Raw genomic sequence first — 15,760 nt, 5'->3', positions numbered from 1 at the left:
ATCTATTATTTAATATCTCTAATCATACTCTAATTTTAAAATTAAATAAACTGAAATGGATCTGTATTAATATCTGATTCAATAATCTCAATCTGCCAATTATTTTCTAGATTCCATTCTCCAAATAACCGTTTCAATTGTGCTTTACAGATACTTTCAACATGATGGCCCGGATCAATAACTGACAACCCTTCTGCTAACATGTCATGAGCCGTGTGGTAGTAGACATCTCCTGTTACGTAAACATCCGCCTGCTGCTTAATTGCCTCATGATAAAATTTACCACCATCACCACCTAGAACTGCAACACGCTTAATTGATTGCGTCAAATCATTAGAAATCAGTCTTAATCCACTTATGTTAAATTGCTTCTTACAATATTCAGAAAATTCAATAACAGTCATAGGACTAGTTAAATTTCCGATTCGACCCATTCCATAATCTGAACTATTTGTATACACTAACGGGATTGTTTCTTGTAATTTTAAACGACTCGCTAACCAATCATTCATCCCACCTGTAACATTATCTAAATTAGTATGAGCTGCATACACTGTTATATTATGACTCAATAAATCGGCATACATTTTATTTTGAGGATTTGTAGTATCCAAATTTTTTGCCGGTCTAAATATTAATGGATGATGTGCGAAAATAAAATCTACATTTTTATTAATTGCTTCTTGGACAACTTCTGGACGAACATCTAAAGTTGTCATTACTTTAGTAACAGTATTATTAATATCACCTAATTGTAGGCCTACTGGATCACCAATTTCAGCCATACTTTTTGGAGCAAATACTTCGAATTGATTGACTAAATCAATAATTTTTGTCATCCCAGCATCTCCTCAATTTCTTTGATATCAACTTCTAATATCATTTTTTTATCAATAGGAACTTTATTTGCTGCCTCAAAATTTTTTAAAACTTTACGCTTTTTTTCCATTTGCTTGTGCCATTTAGCTTTGAATACATCGCTTTGCTCAATTCTTAATTTAGGTCCATACTTTAAATCTAATATCGAGTAGCTCATTTTAGTGTTAACTTTCTCAGCAACAATAATTTCATAGACATGATGGTCGTCTTCGACAATATCTTCATCAATAATTTGATATGAATGATCCATTAACCATTCTCTTATTAATTTTTGTCCAACATTAGGTTGAATAATTAACCGACGGACACCCGTTAATTTTTCTAAATCGGCAGTAAATATATCTTTTATTAAAGGGCCACCCATTCCGGCAATTGTGATAGTATCAATATTATCGTCTAATTTAATTGCCTTTAACCCATTAGCTAATCTTGGCATTATCATATGGTCTAATCGTTCTATATTAATTTCTGTTACGGCATTTTCATAAGGCCCTTTAGCTACTTCTCCAGCAACAGCATATGAAATAATTTTATTAATAGCTAAATATGCAGGTAAGTAAGCATGATCCGATCCGATATCGGCCAATCGTGCATTTTTTGGTACAAATTTTGCAACTCGAACTAATCGATCTGATAAATGTCGTGCATCCATTTCTTGATCCTCTTCTTTCGTATCTTATCTTTTCTTATTATAACTAAAAAAGGACCATTATAAAACAGGTTTCGTTTTATAATGGTCCTTAAATTTTTTATTCTAAGAAATCTTTTAATTGTTTTGAACGAGATGGATGGCGTAGTTTACGTAATGCTTTAGCTTCAATTTGACGAATACGTTCACGTGTCACTCCAAACACTTTACCAACTTCTTCAAGTGTTCTTGTGCGACCATCATCAAGACCGAATCTTAAACGCAGAACATTTTCTTCACGATCTGTTAATGTATCAAGAACATTTTCTAGTTGCTCCTTCAAGAGTTCGTAAGCCGCATGGTCAGCTGGACTAGTTGCATCTTGATCTTCAATAAAATCACCTAAATGTGAATCATCTTCTTCACCAATTGGTGTCTCTAATGAAACAGGTTCTTGAGCAATTTTTAAAATTTCACGAACTTTTTCGGCTGGCATAGCTGGCATATCCATTTCAGCACCAATTTCTTCAGGAATTGGTTCGCGAACAAGTTCTTGTAATAATTGGCGTTGAATTCTGATTAATTTATTAATTGTTTCAACCATATGAACTGGAATTCTAATTGTACGTGCTTGATCAGCAATAGCACGTGTAATTGCTTGTCTAATCCACCATGTCGCATATGTTGAGAATTTAAATCCTTTACGATAATCAAATTTCTCGACAGCCTTCATTAATCCCATGTTACCCTCTTGAATTAAATCAAGAAATTGCATCCCACGACCAACGTAACGTTTAGCAATTGAAACAACTAAACGTAAATTAGCTTCTGCCAATTTTTGTTTTGCTTCTTCGTCGCCTTCTTCAATTTTTAATGCTAAAGCAACTTCTTCTTCAGCTTTTAAAAGATTAACACGACCAATTTCTTTCAAATACATTCTAACTGGGTCATTAATTTTAATTCCAGTTGGTGCAGATGTGTCTTTTAAAGCTTTCTTTGTCACTTTTTCAGCTGCTTTTAAACTATGTTCACTTGGGTTTCCCTCTTCATCAACAACAGCAATACCAGCATCTGCGACTTTTTGAAGTAATTTATCCATACGATCAGCATCTAAATGGAATGGTGTTGCTAGTTCATCTGTTAAATTATCATACTTAATTTCTTTTTTTACTTTATATTCCTTGATCAACTTCGTTTGTGCTTTTTTAAAGCCTTTTTCGTCAAATTCTGATTCTTCAACTTTTTCTACTTTTTTTACCATTAATAATTCCTCCCTTAGATGGATGTTCGTGGTACTTGTTGTTTTTGATATAATGCAATTAACTTAACTGATAATTCATTGGTTAGTTCTGTATTGCCAAGACGATTTGCTTCCATAAGATCTGATCGAACTTGATTAATTGATTGTTCCATCGGCGAATCATTCATAATGACGGACACACAATCATCAAATTCATCCTCTGAAGACTCTTCTGCAACTGTCATCAGCTCTATTTGCATTAAAAATCTCTTTGAAGACTCTTCTGGCAAGTAATCTAAAAAACTAGCAATTTCATATTGCTCATGTAATTCTAAATAGCCTTCAGCTAACGTATAAATTAACTGATAACTATCATGAACAAAACTAAAATCATCAATTGATCGAATTTTCAGCCAAGCTGTATGATCATGTAATATACGATAAAGCAATAATCTTTCAGCTCTTTCAACACGATCAATTTTTTCATCGCTCATGACCTCTGAGCGATTTTCTACAGGTGGTTCATCTGTTCGAACCCTTGGAACTTGATTAACTTGTTGCACTACTTTTGGTTGAACGGCAACTAAATCAATTAACTGTTGTCTTAGAATTCCTTTATCAATTTTAAATTCATCTGCCAACTGATTAATATAAATATCTTGCTCAAACGGCGTTTTAATTGTAGTTAAAACTTGTAGTACTTGATCAATATAATCAATTTGCTCACTTTCATTTTTTAAGTTTTTATTTCGTTTCAAAAAATTCATTTTGAATGAAATAACCGTCTCTCGAGCAGAGTGAGCTAACTCCAGAAACGCTTCTTTACCATTTTTTTTAACAAACTCATCAGGATCCATACCGTTAGGAATGGCTAGCACGCCAACTTTCATTTTTGTCTGATTCGCTAGCAGGTCCAAAGCACGATTTGTTGCATTTCGACCGGGTTCATCCCCATCATAACAAATATTTAATTGTGATGTTGAACGTTCTAACAAATAAATTTGTTCATTTGTTAAACTTGTTCCCATAGAGGCGACACCATTTTTAACTCCAGAGCGGTATGCTGCTAAAACATCCATAAATCCTTCAAACAAAATAACATTTCCTTCTGTCCGAATTTCTTTTTTTGCCAAATCGTAATTAAATAGAATCTCTCTTTTATTAAAAATAGGCGTTTCAGGACTGTTTAAATATTTAGGTAATTCTTTATTTTTTTCAAGCAGACGACCTGAAAAGGCAACAACTTGACCATTTTGATTTCTAATCGGAAACATCACTCGATCAATAAATCGTTCACGCAAATCACCTGCTTGATTTTCAATAAATAGTCCAGACTGCCTTAATAATTGATAGTCTACTTTCTTTTCCTTAAAAAAATCTTGTAAGACCGATTTCCCAGGCGCAAATCCAATTTGGAAAGTTTTGATAATTTCATCCGTTATACCACGATTATGCAGGTAATCTAATGCCTTTTGACCCATTTCTGTATTCATTAAAATGTGTTGATATAATTTAGCACCGTCATCATGAATTTGCTTTAACTGACGATTTTCAGTTGATTCTTGTGTCCTTGCTGACTGAGATTCAGAATATTTACTATCGATATCCATTCCTGAAAATTCTGCAACTTTATTGACAGATTCTGGAAAGCTAAGTCCCTCTAGTTCAATTAAGAACTTAAAAACATTCCCACCTCTTCCACAGCTAAAACAGTGAAAAATTTGTTTCTCTTCGCTTACAGAAAATGAAGGCGTTTTTTCTTCATGAAATGGACATAAACCCATAAAATTACTACCAGATTTTTTTAATCCGACATACTGACTAATGATATCAGTAATATTCACACTAGTTCGTACCTGTTCAATTACGTTTTCGGGTATTCTCATTCCAACTACTCACCTCCAAAACTAACGATACGAAGTTACCTATATTTTGAGTACCCATAATAATAGCATTTATTTGACATAAATACAATTATTAGCTTTAAGTAATAGACACTTTTGTCAAATATGACTATTCTGATTCTTTTACCAAACAAAAAAGGAATTTATCTTCACAGATAAATTCTCATTTTTATATTACTTAATATTTAATTTACTTAAATTACCTAATTTTGAACTCATCTTAGCAATTAAACTCAATTGATTTAAGCGATTATTTTTAATTTTTGTATCATCAACCATAACCATTGTCTGGTCAAAATAATTTTCAATTAGCGGACGAATCTCGCTTAATGTAGTATATAACTTCTCTGACGTTAAATCTGCCAACTGACTTTGGATTATTTCAACTCGTTCAAATAAATCTTTTTCAGCAGTATTATCTAATAATACTTGTTCAACAACTAGATTAGTTGCCTCATTTTTATCTGCCAGCTTTAATACACGATTGATTGCTTCAACGGTCTCCTTGAAATCCTTATCATTTTTATGATTTTCTAAGGTTACAGCGGCCTCTGACATAACTAATAAATCTGCATCTGTACTTTCAACAACACTTTCAATTACATCATAACTAACATTTTTATTTGAAAGCCATTGCTTCATACGATCATTAACAAAACTTAAAATATCTTTATCATTTTCGCCAACAGTCATCTTGGTAAATAAATCTGGATGTATCGTTGCCAATCCCTTAATATCGTTCAGTACCTCAAGTGGTGAAAAATGCCACTGACGATCTTCAACAATTCTAACTATCCCAAACGCTTGACGACGAAGTGCATAGGGATCATTCGATCCAGTTGGAATTAATCCAACTGAGAAGAAACTTGATATGCTATCCAACTTATCAGCAATTGCTAAAACTGCACCAATTTTTGATTTAGGTAGTTTACCATCAGCACTAATTGGCATATAGTGTTCAGCAATTGCTTGTGCAACAGTTGGATTTTCACCCATTAGCAAGGCATATTTCTCACCCATAATTCCTTGAAGTTCAGAAAATTCTCCAACCATCCCTGTTACCAAATCAAATTTATAAATTTCACTTGTTCTTTGTAAAAGAGATAATTCATGGTCATTTAAGCCAAGGCGTTTACCAATGATTTGTGCCATTAATTGAACACGTTCCATTTTTTCAGACATTGATCCAATTTTATCATGGAATGTGACATTTTTTAATCGCTCTACATAATCATTAATCGTTTGTTTTTGATCTTCTTGGTAGAAAAATGCAGCATCTTCCAATCGTGCTGTAAGAACCTTTTCATTGCCTGCTTCGACGTTAGCAATGTTAGCTTCTGTCCCATTACGAACTGAGACGAACATTGGTAAGATTTCATCGTTTTGGCCACGCACATAAAAGAATCTTTGATGGTCTTTCATTGAAGTCATTAGAACAACATCAGGAATATCTAAATATTTCTTATCAAAATGACCAGAAAATACTGTTGGATATTCAACTAAATTGTTAACTTCTTCCAAAAGATCCTCATCAAGAATAATATGCCAGTCTTGATTATTTTCAAGATTAGCAATTTGTGTTCTAATCATTTCTTTTCGTCTATTAGAATCAACGATTACATATTGTTCTTCTAATTTTTTAACATACTCTGTTACTGAGGCTAAATCTACAGCTTCTCCTAAAAAACGATGGCCTTGCGTTTGGCGGCCAGATTTAATATTTAAAATACTGAATGGAATAACGTCACTATCAAGTAACGCAACTATCCAACGAATTGGTCTAACATATTTAAAGTCATAATTTGCCCAGTGCATCATTGTTGGGAATGTCATTGCTTCAATCACATCTTTAATCTGAACCAAAATATCTTTGGCAGATTTACCAGCGATAAATTTATTTACATAGACATACTCAACGCCTTTTAATTCTTTAAACGTTATATCGTCTGTTGTTACTCCCTGTCCACGGACAAAGCCTTTTGCAGCATTAGACCAATTTCCTTCATCATCCATGGCAATTTTCTTTGCAGGTCCTTTAGCTTCTTCTTGAATATCTGCTTGTTTATCAGCCAAACCAGTCACTTCAACAGCTAAACGTCTAGGTGTTGAGAATGCCTTTATTTCGTCAAATGATAACCGTTGTTCTGTTAAAAAGTCACCTACACGTTTAGCCAATTGATTTTGGCTAGGTGTAACAACATGAGCAGGAATTTCTTCTAACCCAATTTCTAATAAAAAGGAATGTGTCATCTTATTTATCCTCCTTTAATAATTTACTACGAAGTTTTTCATCTTTTAGTAATGGGTAGCCTAATTTTTTACGCTCTTGTACGAAAACTTTAGCAATTGATTTAGCCATATTTCTAATTCTTGCTAAATAACCAGCACGTTCAGTAACAGAAACGGCTCCTCGAGCATCTAATAAATTAAATGTATGACTACATTTTAAAACATAATCGTATGCTGGATGAACTAACCCATTGGCAATCTGTTTTTTAGCTTCTGTTTCATATACATCAAACAAATTAAATAACATTTCTTGATTACTTTCTTCAAATGAATATTTAGAATTTTCATATTCTGGTTCTTTAAATATGTCGCCGTACATGACCCCATCAGCCCATTCAAGATCATAAACACTCTCAACATCTTGAATATATGAAGAAAGGCGCTCTAACCCATAAGTAACTTCACTAGTGACGGGATGTACCTCTAATCCACCAACCTGTTGGAAATAAGTAAATTGTGTAACTTCCATACCATCAAGCCAAACTTCCCAACCAACACCAGCACAACCCATTGATGGGTTTTCCCAGTTGTCTTCAACAAATCGAATATCATGTTCAGCTGGATCAATACCTAATGCACGCAAACTATCCAAATATAAATCTTGAATATTTGCAGGAGATGGTTTCATCACAACTTGAAATTGATGATGTTGGTACAAACGATTGGGATTTTCGCCATAACGACCATCTGCAGGACGTCTTGAAGGTTCAACGTATGCAGCATTCCATGGTTCTGGTCCAATTGCACGTAAAAATGTGTAAGGGCTCATAGTTCCAGCACCTTTTTCTGTATCATAAGCCTCCATTAACATACAACCCTGATCAGCCCAGAATTTTTGTAATGTCATAATAATATCTTGAACAGCTAACTTTTTTGACATAGTATTCCTCCTTATTTTTAAGCACAAAAAAACCTATGCAGTCTTATAGACCACATAGGGACGATTTTAATATCGCGGTTCCACCCTACTTCTGGTTCAATTCAACCAGCAGCTTCATTAACAAAGGACTCCGAAAATGCCAATAAAAATAATTAATTACTTAGCTCGCACTAATCCTAAGTTCGCTTTAATAACTATTCTTACCCTTTTTCATCATAATCCCGCTATTTATTTCTCTATAATCATAGTTTAGAAATAAGTATTTGTCAATTATATTTCAGTATTTTTCTTTAATGAGACTGGCCAAGAACTGATTCCATCGATAAATTTTTTACTTTTCAAATTTAATCCAACACTATTATCATAAATAACATCAATAATACGACGTAATTCCTTTTTGGTACTTTCAGCAACCTTGATTGAATTTAATTTATCAAGATTCACTACAGAAAATTGTCTCAAATAAAAAATTGTTTTTTGAGTAGCATGAAGTCGATTATTATCAAGATACCAATGTTTAGAACACAGTAGCCCACCGTAAGATTCTGAATAATCAAATTCTCCCTGCGTTTCGCCACCAACTGCACAGCCCTGCAATTGAGGCTGTACACCAAAAACTGTTAATAGCTGAATTTCAATAATATTTGTAATAATTTCTGGATCAAATTCTTCGTTAATCAATCGAATTGCTGTCACAACTTTTCGGTACCAAACAGGGATGGGTTCGTTATCTTTGAATGCAGCATCAATTAAACTAAAAATATAAATGGTATAAGCATTACTGATTATATCCTGTGAAATCGTTTGAAATTGTTCAAACTCTTTAGCAGTATTAATAAATGATAATCCGTTGTCATTTATACTTCCACTGTAAGTTCCTATTGTAAATGGTAGTAAAGCAGCAGATAATTTGAATCCTCGTTTTCTAGCACCTTTAATAAAAAACATTTTTTTACCATAACGATCGGTTAAAAATTTCACTAAAAGATCACGTTCTTTATACTCTTTACGATAAAGTAAAATCCCTTCAAAATCTGCATTATTCTGAACGATACTATGCATCCCCTTTCCATAAGCAAATAAAAATCGGAACAAAAATTATCTTGTTCCGATCATTAGTTACTTCTTAATAGTCATCTTCGCGATAACCAAATGCTTTTAAATCAGTCTGTTTATCTCGCCAATTTTTTTGAACTTTAACCCAAAGTTCCAAATAAACGCGATCACCAAGCATCGTTTCGATATCTTTTCTAGCTTTAACACCGATATCTTTTAACATTTTACCACCTTTACCAATAATAATACCTTTTTGCGTTGGACGTTCAACGATAATTGTTGCAGAAATGTGCAATTTTTCTTCGTCCTCTTTTTTTATATCTTCAACCAAAACGGCAACTGAGTGAGGAACTTCTTCTCGTGTTAATTGTAGAACTTTTTCACGAATTAGTTCACCCATAACAAAACGTTCTGGATGATCTGTAATTTGATCTTCTGGGTAAAATTGGGGTCCTTCAGGTAATTCACTAATTAATGAATCAACAAGCTCATCGACGTTGTTTCCTTTAAGTGCTGAAATTGGGAAAACTTCTTTATAGTCCAAAGATTCTCGATATGTTTCCACAATAGCTAATATTTCATCAGGGTGAATTTGGTCAATTTTATTAATAACCAAATAAATTGGTTTCTTAGTATCTTTTAATCGATCAATAATAAAATTATCTCCTGGTCCACGTTTTTCTGTTGCATTAACCATAAATAAAATAGCATCAACTTCACCAAGTGTTGAAAGTGCCGATTTGACCATAAAATCACCTAAACGACTCTTTGGTTTGTGAACACCAGGTGTATCAATAAAGACAATTTGTGCATCATCTGTTGTATAAATACCTTGAATTTTATTTCTGGTCGTTTGTGCCTTATCACTCATAATAGCAATTTTTTGACCCATAACATTGTTTAAAAATGTTGATTTCCCAACATTTGGTCGTCCTAAAATTGCCACAAATCCTGAATGAAACTTTTTATTTTGCATTAATTAATTCTCCTCTTATTTATGTACCTTTTATTATGATTGACTAATCAAAAACTAATTCTAACAGTTGTGGGATAAAAATAAGACATCCAACAATCATAGCAAATAGTGCCGAAAGTAAGACAGCAGCAGCTGACATATCTTTAACTTTTTTTGCAATCTCATTATATTTATGACCAGTTGTCAGATCAACTAAATTTTCTATAACTGTGTTCCAAACTTCATTAATAATAACCATACTAATGCTAAGAGCTAGCCATAACCACTCTGTTTCAGAAATTTGAAAAATTGCCGCACAAATAGATACTAGTATCATCATGGCTACATGTTTTTTCATATTTCGTTCTTCTTTAAAAACCGTAACAAGGCCATCTAGAGAATGTCCTAGTGACAACAAAAATGTTCGATTTTTTTTAACTTGGCGCTTATCGTTTAAGGCCATAAGCATCTAATATCTCTGTTTGTAATCCAAACATTTCTTTTTCATCTTCAGGTTCCATATGATCGTAACCATTTAGGTGTAAGAACCCATGGACTGTCAAAAATCCCAATTCACGTTCATAAGAATGACCATAATCAACTGCTTGTTCAGCAACTTTTTCAGTTGAAATCATGATATCACCGATATTTTTAGCAATTTCAGGCATATCCATACCTTCATCATCAGGAAAAATAATTGGCATATCATCTCCATCTTCTTCGATTGCGAAGCTGATGACGTCAGTTGGTCTATCTACATTTCGATATTCACGATTAATTTTGTGAATTTCTTCATTATTCATTAAAGTAACTGACATTTCTGTTTCATCAGGTAATTTTATTTTCTTACCCGCAAAATTAAGAATTTCTTTAATTAATGTTATATTTTTTTCTGGTTCTGCCTTAGTGTGGTCAAAAATTTCTAAATCCATAATAACCCTCTTTAAATTCGTTTTATATGTCCCAAAGTTACTCAACTCAAATAATAGCATAAAAAAAAAGGAACTACAATTCAAGTTGAATTGTAATTCCTTTTTCGCTAATTTAATAATGATTTAACTGTCTCACTTATAACCTTACCATCAGCGCGTCCCTTAAGTTTAGGAATAACCGCACCCATGACTTTTCCAAAATCAGCTTTTGATGTTGCACCAACTTGTGAAATAACTTCTTTCACGACATCAGTAACTTCTTCAGCTGATAATTGTTCAGGTAAATATTTTTCGACAATTTTTATTTCCATATCAAGATTTTCTAGAAGATCATCTCGACCGGCATCTTTGAATTCTGCATAAGATTCTTTGCGTTGTTTTAACTCACGAGCCAATAAAACAGTTTCATCATCAACTGATAAATCATGACCTGCTTTAATTTCTTCGTTTGTAACAGCTGCTTTAAGCATTCTTACAGTACTTAAAGTTTGTTTGTCTTTTGCTTTCATCGCTTGTTTTAAATCGTTATTAAGTGTTTCTAATAGACTCAACGTGATTCCTCCCTAGACTAGAAGCGTTTCTTAGTTGTTTTACGCTTTCTTGCTGCTTCGGATTTCTTCTTACGTTTCACACTTGGCTTTTCATAGAATTCGCGTTTACGGTATTCTTGTAATGTACCTGTTTTAGAAACGGAACGTTTAAAGCGACGAAGAGCATCATCGAGAGATTCGTTTTTACGTACGACTGTCTTTGACATAGATATCCCTCCCTCCGAGCTTGAATGTAACCGTCTTTTTATGCATTAAGTTGCATCGTCGAACTGTCCTTGTTCATTATAACTAAAGTCTTTATCGCCGTCAATAAATCTTTTATAAAATATTTGAGATAAGACAAAAAATATACTTTATTTTAACAAATTAAGCATAAATCAATTGATCTAAATCAATAAACAGCTTTAATTTAACCCAAGTTCCGTTAATAGATTAGGATTAAAGGTATTTTCTTTAAACATCAAAATTTCTTTTTGATATGGTGATTGTTGATTTTTTTTATCTACACCTACATATGGTGTTTCTAATATTTTAGGTACCTTACTAAATCTTTCGTCATGTACAATACTATTTAATGCATCAAACCCAATTTCACCAAAGCCAATATTAGCATGTCTATCTTTATGACTTCCTTGAACATTTTTTGAATCGTTGATATGAAAGACTTTCAATCGATCAATTCCAATAATATCATCAAACTTTTCTATAACAGATTCAAAGTCATCTTTAATATTATATCCAGCATCACTAGTATGACATGTATCAAACGTAACAGATAATTTATCATTCAACTTCACACCATCAATCATTTGTGCAATCTGTTCAAATGTTCGTCCAACCTCTGTACCCTTGCCCGCCATTGTTTCAATAGCAATTTGAATTTTTTGGTCTGAAGTCAAAACTTCGTTTAATCCTTCAATGATATGTTTAATTGCAGCTTCATCTCCCGCACCTACATGAGCACCAGGATGGAGAGTCATTTGAGTAGCGCCTAATGCTTCGGCCCTATCTATTTCAGCTTTCAAAAAATTGATTGCAAATGTAAAATTCTCTGGTTTAACTGTATTTCCTAAATTGATAATATAAGGGGCATGAACAACTATATCACTTAATCCATGTTCCACCATAAAGGCTTTACCTTTTGGAATATTCATCTCTGAAATATCTTTTCGCCTTGTATTTTGAGGTGCTCCCGTATAAATCATAAATGTACTTGCTCCATTATTCGAAGCCTCTTCGGCGGAACCAAGTAACATATCTTTTCCCTTCATACTAACATGTGATCCTATCAACATTATCCTTACCTCTTTTCGCATTTTAACTTGATTGTATTATAACATTGATTATAAAAAAAGATTTAGAATACTCACCTGACAGGAAGTTTTCTAAATCTTTTATATTTAAATTAAATCAACAAAATGAGCTCTAAATTTATAGTGTAAATGTGATCCTATTAAGAGGAACATTAACGTGATTGACCAAAATAGTAATAGTTGCGTTGGATTATTAAAAAACCAACCTTCGCTCAAGAAAGTTTCTCTAAACCCTGCGACCAAATAGTTAAACGGATTTATTTGTAGAATTCTAACAAAAACTTTAGGAAAACTACCAGAATTTAAATTGAATAAAATACCTGACATGTAAAATAAAACCCTCATAATTGATTGGAGTGCTATATAGTAATCACGAGCTAAAATTGAAATGGTTGAATTAAAAATACCGAAAGCAAATAAAAATGCAATCATACAGATAAAATAATAAATGTACTGTAACCAATACAAAGTGGGCGTTACACCTGATAATAATAAAACAATAATACTAAAACCGAACATAACCCAATACGCAGTCATTTGACTGACCATACGAATTGTTGGTAGTACGCTAACCGGAAATTTCATTTTAGCAACTAATCCAACTTTTTCATAAACACTACGAGACATACCAAGTACACTAGAATTCATAAACAACCATGGGGCGATACCCACCATCATCCAAGCAAAATAATTAACCCCATCTATCTGTTGTCCAGCGTGCAAGGCAACACCGAAAACAAGATAGTAAATACCAATTTGAATCATTGGGTTTAAAAACTCCCATGCAATTCCTAAATAATGACTTTGGTAACTTGCTCGATCTTCATATTTTGAAACTCGAAATATAATTGGTAAATTTTCAAATTGTTCTTTTATAATTGAAATAACTTTTTTCAATGTATTGACGCTCCTTATTTAAGTAAAATAATAATCTAGAACACGCTCTGTCGCATGCCCATCATTAGATGTATTCCATAATAAATTAAATGTTGCTAATTGTCTATCACTATTTTTGAATTCTTTATAAGTAGCAACTAGTTCACTCATTGTTTGCACAATCGGTCCTGGTACCCAGTTATTAAAATCCGATTGAATCCCAATACTACTTTCATAATTCTTTAAATCAAAACAATAGAATAAAACTCGTTCAGCGTTTGGCAATAAACTGAAATCAAAAATAACCGATGAATAATCTGTAATTAAACAATTTGTGATGACCAACAATTCTCCAGTTGTGTATTCATCCACCCATAAAATATCATTATTCTTAGATAATAATTTTTTAAAGGCAAGCTCTTTGTCCTTTAAATGCGGATGTAATTTAATAATTAACTTAGTTTCATCATTTAATAATTCTTGAATATTAGAAAAATCATCTGGTATTTCTAATATAACTTCCCCATTTATATCTTCTCTATATGTTGGTGCGTATAAAATAATTTTTTTCTTAATTAAGTCTGGGTGGCTACTAAAAATATTTTTTTTTGTTAATTTTATCCAATTGCTATCTTTAAATTTATCTGTAGCAGGGTATCCAAGTTCTAAAATGTGATCATCAGAAACATGATAACTTTTCTTAAATACTGACCCCATTTTAGCTGACGCTACAATAAAATCATCAAATTGATTATAGACAGATTGAAATCGTTTTTTATCTTCAGCCGATCGATCAGCTGTTTTAGGCTCATCCCAACCAAATGATTTAATTGCCCCATTTGCATGCCAAAGTTGAACAATTTTGGTTGTTTTTTTTGTATGCATTGTGGCTAAAAAAGCAAAATAATTATCGACAAAAATTAAGTTACTCTTAGAAATCAGAGGAATTAAATTTAATACGAAAGAAATATTTTCAGTAAATATTTTGGTTTCAATATTTAAGTCTTCGATATTCTTAATTTCTAACTTCATAGAAGGTCGATAAAAAATGATTAAATGTTGATTATTATCTAAACATCTTTGATTTAATTTCCGAATGAAGTCACTATTACCACCGAAACTCATTAAATAGCTGATATTAGTACTTTTTTTAGAGAAATTCAGTAACGAAAATAGTCTGATGAGAAATAAGTAGATTATCTTTTTAATTTGCATAACTTATTAATCCTTTAGTTTTATTTATAATGCTTGCTCATAAAAACGTCCCCATATCTGAACGTTTTCTGAGATACTAACAAATGCGACCGGGTCTGACTCTTCCATTGCATCATGTAATTCATTTTGTTCATATCTTGAAATAACGGTAATTAAAAGTGTCTTATCATCATGATGGTAAGCACCCTCAACATCGTTAACAATTGTGATTCCACGACGCATATGATTTTGTATTGAATCAATCACACTCTTAGGACGACTCGTCACAATCATAACTTGCATTTTTTGTTGTCTTGTATAAACCATATCCATGACTCTAGCATTAACAAATAATCCCAATGCAGAATAAAAAGCATAGGGCCAACCATAAATAAAACCGGCTGCTAGAACAATAAAAGCATTAAAAATAATATTAATAGTTCCAATACTTTTACCTGTTTTCTTTTTAATTGTTAAGCCAATAATATCTAATCCACCAGTTGAAATTCCATTTCTAAGCGCTAATCCAGTACCAAATCCATTAACAGCTCCACCAAATATCGCGCAAATAATAGGATCCGTTGTTAACGTTACTGGCGTAATTGCTTTGATCATAATACTTGAAAATACAACTGCTAAAAAAGTAAACACAGTAAAACGGTGACCAATTTTATTCCAAGCCAAAATGAACATTGGTACATTTAAAAGAAATAAGAGTAACGCAGTCGATATTTGAAATGGTGCATATCGACTAAGGAGGGTTGCTACTAATTGCGCTAACCCCGTAATACCAGAGGCATATATTTTTCCTGGTGTCCAAAAAAAGTTCATCGCAACCGAAACTAATATCGCATATATAAATGCTGTTGAAGCTTTGGCCGCGTATGAATGTTTCTTAAAAATTTGTTGCAGATCGTCCATGATCAAAAAACCTCACATTTCATTTTAACAAGTTACGAATATTATACCATTCATTACGGTCAGATACAGTTAGACATTTACTTATCAAGTAAATCTTAATCTATACAAAAAGAGTCTTTTCAAAATTCATTCGAAAAGACTC

General features: G+C 32.6%; 16 protein-coding genes. All 16 read right to left on the bottom strand.

The annotated features are described in order from the left end of the window. Nucleotides 1-41: 41 nt before the first annotated feature. The 16 genes from ACE83Q_RS02130 to ACE83Q_RS02055 all read right to left on the bottom strand — a co-directional run bounded on the left by ACE83Q_RS02130 (nucleotide 42) and on the right by ACE83Q_RS02055 (nucleotide 15,618). The gene (locus ACE83Q_RS02130) at nucleotides 42-839 is read right to left on the bottom strand and encodes a Nif3-like dinuclear metal center hexameric protein (protein WP_409022494.1); all 798 of its coding nucleotides are present in this window, start codon (nucleotides 837-839) and stop codon (nucleotides 42-44) included. Continuing rightward, nucleotides 836-1,531, bottom strand: a complete 696-nt coding sequence (locus ACE83Q_RS02125) for a tRNA (adenine(22)-N(1))-methyltransferase (RefSeq protein WP_409022493.1) — start codon at nucleotides 1,529-1,531, stop codon at nucleotides 836-838. The genes ACE83Q_RS02130 and ACE83Q_RS02125 overlap by 4 nt, the downstream gene beginning before the upstream one ends. Before the next feature lie 97 nt (nucleotides 1,532-1,628). Beyond that, complete coding sequence (gene rpoD, locus ACE83Q_RS02120; protein WP_409022492.1) at nucleotides 1,629-2,768, bottom strand: RNA polymerase sigma factor RpoD; 1,140 nt, start codon at nucleotides 2,766-2,768, stop codon at nucleotides 1,629-1,631. 14 nt (nucleotides 2,769-2,782) lie between these two features. Continuing rightward, nucleotides 2,783-4,633 (bottom strand): DNA primase, encoded by a 1,851-nt coding sequence (dnaG, locus tag ACE83Q_RS02115; protein WP_409022491.1) that lies wholly within the window; start codon nucleotides 4,631-4,633, stop codon nucleotides 2,783-2,785. A 192-nt stretch (nucleotides 4,634-4,825) separates the two neighbouring features. Further along, nucleotides 4,826-6,901, bottom strand: a complete 2,076-nt coding sequence (gene glyS / locus ACE83Q_RS02110) for a glycine--tRNA ligase subunit beta (protein ID WP_409022490.1) — start codon at nucleotides 6,899-6,901, stop codon at nucleotides 4,826-4,828. A 1-nt stretch (nucleotide 6,902) separates the two neighbouring features. After that, the gene (gene glyQ / locus ACE83Q_RS02105) at nucleotides 6,903-7,820 is read right to left on the bottom strand and encodes a glycine--tRNA ligase subunit alpha (RefSeq protein WP_409022489.1); all 918 of its coding nucleotides are present in this window, start codon (nucleotides 7,818-7,820) and stop codon (nucleotides 6,903-6,905) included. A 270-nt stretch (nucleotides 7,821-8,090) separates the two neighbouring features. Further along, the gene (gene recO, locus ACE83Q_RS02100) at nucleotides 8,091-8,882 is read right to left on the bottom strand and encodes a DNA repair protein RecO (RefSeq protein ID WP_409022488.1); all 792 of its coding nucleotides are present in this window, start codon (nucleotides 8,880-8,882) and stop codon (nucleotides 8,091-8,093) included. Nucleotides 8,883-8,946: 64 nt separating this feature from the next. Continuing rightward, a complete protein-coding gene (gene era / locus ACE83Q_RS02095) occupies nucleotides 8,947-9,852 on the bottom strand; it encodes a GTPase Era (RefSeq protein ID WP_409022487.1) in 906 nt (301 codons plus the stop codon). A gap of 43 nt (nucleotides 9,853-9,895) precedes the next feature. Beyond that, a complete protein-coding gene (locus tag ACE83Q_RS02090; protein WP_409022486.1) occupies nucleotides 9,896-10,300 on the bottom strand; it encodes a diacylglycerol kinase family protein in 405 nt (134 codons plus the stop codon). Further along, complete coding sequence (ybeY, locus tag ACE83Q_RS02085; RefSeq protein WP_409022485.1) at nucleotides 10,278-10,763, bottom strand: rRNA maturation RNase YbeY; 486 nt, start codon at nucleotides 10,761-10,763, stop codon at nucleotides 10,278-10,280. The genes ACE83Q_RS02090 and ybeY overlap by 23 nt, the downstream gene beginning before the upstream one ends. A gap of 107 nt (nucleotides 10,764-10,870) precedes the next feature. Next, a complete protein-coding gene (locus ACE83Q_RS02080; RefSeq protein ID WP_409022484.1) occupies nucleotides 10,871-11,314 on the bottom strand; it encodes a GatB/YqeY domain-containing protein in 444 nt (147 codons plus the stop codon). Nucleotides 11,315-11,331: 17 nt separating this feature from the next. After that, nucleotides 11,332-11,520, bottom strand: a complete 189-nt coding sequence (rpsU, locus tag ACE83Q_RS02075) for a 30S ribosomal protein S21 (protein WP_057973588.1) — start codon at nucleotides 11,518-11,520, stop codon at nucleotides 11,332-11,334. A 198-nt stretch (nucleotides 11,521-11,718) separates the two neighbouring features. Continuing rightward, nucleotides 11,719-12,609, bottom strand: a complete 891-nt coding sequence (locus ACE83Q_RS02070; RefSeq protein ID WP_409022483.1) for a deoxyribonuclease IV — start codon at nucleotides 12,607-12,609, stop codon at nucleotides 11,719-11,721. 105 nt (nucleotides 12,610-12,714) lie between these two features. Then, nucleotides 12,715-13,524, bottom strand: coding sequence for an ABC transporter permease (locus ACE83Q_RS02065; protein ID WP_409022482.1), 810 nt, complete (start codon nucleotides 13,522-13,524; stop codon nucleotides 12,715-12,717). A gap of 18 nt (nucleotides 13,525-13,542) precedes the next feature. After that, nucleotides 13,543-14,628, bottom strand: a complete 1,086-nt coding sequence (locus tag ACE83Q_RS02060) for a CDP-glycerol glycerophosphotransferase family protein (RefSeq protein ID WP_409022481.1) — start codon at nucleotides 14,626-14,628, stop codon at nucleotides 13,543-13,545. 114 nt (nucleotides 14,629-14,742) lie between these two features. Beyond that, entirely contained in the window at nucleotides 14,743-15,618 is an 876-nt protein-coding gene (locus tag ACE83Q_RS02055) for a YitT family protein (RefSeq protein ID WP_409022480.1), read from the bottom strand. Nucleotides 15,619-15,760: the final 142 nt, after the last annotated feature.

Source organism: Dellaglioa kimchii (assembly GCF_046115505.1).
GTDB classification, from domain to species: Bacteria; Bacillota; Bacilli; order Lactobacillales; family Lactobacillaceae; genus Dellaglioa; species Dellaglioa kimchii.
Note: the sequence above shows the minus strand (reverse complement) of the source record. Positions and strands in the feature narration are given on the sequence as shown.